General features: G+C 63.9%; 5 protein-coding genes. 3 read left to right on the top strand and 2 right to left on the bottom strand.

Translation table 11 applies throughout. The annotated features are described in order from the left end of the window. A partial coding sequence (locus VFV09_12865) for an alcohol dehydrogenase catalytic domain-containing protein (GenBank protein ID HEU4868603.1) occupies nt 1-165 on the bottom strand: 165 nt, incomplete at its 3' end. Nucleotides 166-264: 99 nt separating this feature from the next. On the opposite strand from VFV09_12865, the gene VFV09_12860 reads away from it, so the two are divergent. Beyond that, a complete protein-coding gene (locus tag VFV09_12860; protein HEU4868602.1) occupies nt 265-729 on the top strand; it encodes a hypothetical protein in 465 nt (154 codons plus the stop codon). After that, complete coding sequence (gene pknB, locus VFV09_12855) at nt 726-2,516, top strand: Stk1 family PASTA domain-containing Ser/Thr kinase (protein ID HEU4868601.1); 1,791 nt, start codon at nt 726-728, stop codon at nt 2,514-2,516. The genes VFV09_12860 and pknB overlap by 4 nt, the downstream gene beginning before the upstream one ends. Here pknB and VFV09_12850 read toward each other — a convergent pair whose 3' ends face one another. Next, nucleotides 2,517-3,134 (bottom strand): recombinase family protein, encoded by a 618-nt coding sequence (locus VFV09_12850; GenBank protein HEU4868600.1) that lies wholly within the window; start codon nt 3,132-3,134, stop codon nt 2,517-2,519. It lies immediately after the preceding gene. Nucleotides 3,135-3,289: 155 nt separating this feature from the next. Here VFV09_12850 and VFV09_12845 point away from each other — a divergent pair. After that, nucleotides 3,290-3,618 (top strand): hypothetical protein (locus VFV09_12845; protein HEU4868599.1); only part of this gene is annotated, 329 nt, incomplete at its 3' end.

The raw sequence follows: 3,618 nt of genomic DNA, 5'->3' as shown, positions 1-3,618 counted from the left end.
CACCGGAAGGTCGCCCTCAGCGACGTGCAGGTCGGTCCGGCAGACGCCGCACACGGAGACCTTGACCCGGATCTCGCCCGCCACGGGCTCGGGAATGTCTATCTCCACCCGATCCATCGGGCCCGTTGCGATGGGTCCGGGTCGAACGACCGTCCAGGCATCCATGACCGAATTGTCCCGCTCAGGCGCGTTTCCTGCCTCCAGGGGCCAGTTTGAGCGTCCGATTGCCACCGTTTTTCCCCGTCTGGTTGCTAAGTTCATTGCATGAAGTTGCAGAAGAAGGGCTCGACGATTCAACGCGCCGTGCTTCTGGCTGCCTCCTGCGTCGCAGTGATGGTCTTCGCCGCGTCCTGCCAGAAGCAGGACGGCGCCGCCCAGCAGGAGCTGACGAAGAAGCTCGAGACCTCAGTGGCACAGGTCAACGGGCTCACCACGCAGATCCAGACCCTCGAGGGCAAGGACCAGGGGATCGAGGGTCAGGTCGCCGGTCTCAACCAGTCCCTGGCCGCCGTGCAGGCAGGCCTCGACGACCTCTCCAAGAAGGTCGGCTCCGCCAGCGGCGCCGATGCCGAGCTGCGCAAGAAGATCGACGCGCTGAGCGGCCAGGTCGCCGCGGCCACCACCAAGGCCAACTCGGTGACCTCCAAGATCGCCTCCGTCGAGCAGAAGACCGCTTTACTGGAGACCCGCTACAACGACCACCTCCGCAAATACCACAGCGGCGGATGAGGCACGTTGAAGCTCCTTCGGAGGTAGCCGGCCGGTACGTCATCGCCGGGAGAATCGGCTCGGGCGGCATGGGCGACGTCTTCCGCGCCCGGGACTCGGTCCTAGGCAGGACCGTCGCAATCAAGATGCTGCCGTTCGACCTGGCCATCCAGCCCGGCTTCGTCGAGCGGTTCAAGGCCGAGGCGCAGGCGGTTGCCCGGATCTCGCACCCGAACGTCGTTCAGGTCCACGACTGGGGCCAGGAAAACGACACCTACTACATGGTCATGGAGTACGTCCGGGGCAAGAACCTGCGGCAGGTCCTGGCCAACAGCAAAAAGCTCCACCCCCGCCAGGCGGCACAGGTCACCGGTCAAGTCCTCGGGGCGCTGGCCGCTGCCCACGAGAAGGGCGTCATCCACCGGGACATAAAGCCGGAGAACGTAGTGGTTGCCACCGACGGCCGGGTGAAGGTCGCAGACTTTGGAATCGCACGGGCTGTCGAGAGCGCCGCCCTGACCGGAGGGATGCTCGGCACGGTCGCCTACGTGGCACCCGAGCAGGCCCGGGGCGAACACGTCGATCCCAGGACCGACCTCTACTCGACCGGCTGCATGCTCTACGAACTGCTGACCGGCTCTTTGCCGTTCGAAGGGGACGCAGCCAAGGTCTTGCAGGACCACCTGAACTCCCGGGTGCCGGCGCCGTCCACCCTGGCGCCCGAGGTGGGAGAGATCCTGGACCGGGTGGTCACAAAGTCGACCGCGCCGCTGCCTGCGGACAGGTACCAGTCGGCGACCGAGATGCGCAAAGACCTGGCCTCGGCCATCGCGTCGCTTCCCGAGGCCCCGCCGGTTGCCAGCCTGACCGGTGAATTCACCTCCGAGGCCACCCCCGACAACGTCGACACCGTCGTCCGGCAGGCGCCGCCGAAGCGTAAGAAGTGGAAGAAGTGGGCGGTGCTGGCGGTCGTGCTGCTGGCGCTGGTCGGAGGCGGCATCTACCTAGGGCCGACCCAGGTCCCATCCCTTTCGGGCGAGCCAAGAGCCGTGGCCGAGGAGAGGGTCCGGGAAGCCGGCCTGCAACCGAAGTTCACCGAAGCCTTCTCAGACGACGTGCCGGTAGGCGAGGTAATCAGGTCGAAGCCGGGAGCGGGGTCGTGGACGAAGAAGGACGGATCGGTGGCGATAACCCTCAGCCAGGGCCCGAAGCTCAGCGACGTTCCCAATGTCGTCGGTATGCAGTTGGAGCAGGCAAAGGCGGCAATCATCGAGAACGACCTGGCCATCAACCCGAACATCGAGCGGCGCAACAGCATCGAGCCGCTGGACAAGGTCCTCAGCCAGGACCCGCCGCCGAAGCAGGTAAAGAGCGGGGACCTGGTCACGCTGGTCGTCTCCGACGGCCCGGCGATCCTCCCGATACCGCAGCTGAACGGCAAGTCGGCCGACGCTGCGGCCAAGGAGTTGTCGGACCAGAGCTTTGTGCCGGTGAAGGAGTCGGTATTCAACGGGGCAGCGGCGGGAACCGTGGTCGGTCAATCGCCGGCGGCCGGCGAGCCGCACCCGCAGGGCACCCAGGTCAAGATCTCAATCAGCAAGGGCCCCCAGCCGTTCAAAGTGCCCGATGTGAAGGGCAAGTCGTGCGCCGACGCCAAGGGCGCCCTGGAAGCGTTGGGGATGAAGGTTTCGGCTCAGACCTCAGGCGGCGGAGCGGCGACCTGCGCTGGAAACAAGGTGCTGGAGCAGGACCCGTTGTCGGGAAGTGACCGCAAGCCGGGATCGGAAGCGACGCTCTACGTCGGCTAGCTAGCCGCGGCCCGGACTCTTCGGAGCAGGCGACGAAGTGGCGCTCAAGGTTCTCAATCTATCTCGCTCAATCGCCCGGTAGATCGTTGCACGGCCCACATTGAATATCTGCGCCAGCTCCGTTGGGTTGAGCTGGCCGCTGTTGTACCGCTCGACAAGGTGGGCCTCCTGACGTGGAGACAGCTTTGGCTTCCGGCCCTTTAGCCGGCCGTTCGCTCTGGCAACTGCCAAGCCCTCCTTGGTGCGCATCCGGATCAAGTCCGACTCAAACTCAGCCACCATTGCCAGGACGTGAAACAGCAGCCGGCCGACCGGGTCCGTCGGGTCATGAATCGAGCCGCCCAGACTGAGCTTGACCTCCCGCTTCGTCAGGTCGTCGATGATATTGCGGGCATCCATCAGCGATCGGGCCAGCCGATCAAGCTTTGTGACCACAAGAGTGTCGCCTTCCCTGCATGCTGCCATAGCCTCGCGCAGGCCGGGTCGGTCTCGATTAGCGCCAGAAAGGCCGTGGTCGACGTAGATGCGATCTGCCGCTACCCCCATCGCGAGTAGCGCGTTGCGCTGGGCGGTGAGGTCCTGTTCCTGAGTCGAGACTCGCGCGTATCCGATGAGCATTTCGGTGTCCTCAAGCGTCCGAATGAGGTACCTAAGTGGGATTTTATTCCGGACGCGTTTGTCAGAACAAGCCCGGACTGACGAAGACCCGAGCGCAGATATCGACGGTGGTCCCAAATTGTGGTCGGTTACCGGTCGGCCATCGGTCGACGACGTTGAGCGCCTACACTCAGCTCAACGTAATGCCGAGGAGCAGCTTGAAGCCACCCGCAATAGATATTTCCAAGCTAGAGCCAACCACGAACCTTAGGGGCGACGACGAAGAAGATACCGCCCTCCTCAATGAAATGCTGCGGGAAGCGAAGGCCTACGTTTCGAGTTTTCAGTGGTGTCAGTCCATCACGGAATCGTTCGCCAGTGAAGTCGCAATTGGCGGAGTTGTTGCGGTATTCCTTCTCCGAATTGAGCCTGGGTCGCCTGAGGTGGACGACCACCTTTGGGTAGTAGTCGGCGACCTTCCTCCCGCTTACCTAGTCACCGATCA

The sequence above is a fragment of the Actinomycetota bacterium genome (assembly GCA_035759705.1).
GTDB lineage: Bacteria > Actinomycetota > CADDZG01 > JAHWKV01 > JAHWKV01 > JAJCYE01.
This window is presented reverse-complemented; position numbering and strand designations above follow the sequence as displayed.

Coding starts and splice junctions, on each gene's coding strand:
- VFV09_12850 (HEU4868600.1), bottom strand. CDS start 3,134: ATGCTCATCGGATACGCGCGAGTCTCGACTCAGGAACAGGACCTCACC.
- pknB (HEU4868601.1), top strand. CDS start 726: ATGAGGCACGTTGAAGCTCCTTCGGAGGTAGCCGGCCGGTACGTCATC.
- VFV09_12860 (HEU4868602.1), top strand. CDS start 265: ATGAAGTTGCAGAAGAAGGGCTCGACGATTCAACGCGCCGTGCTTCTG.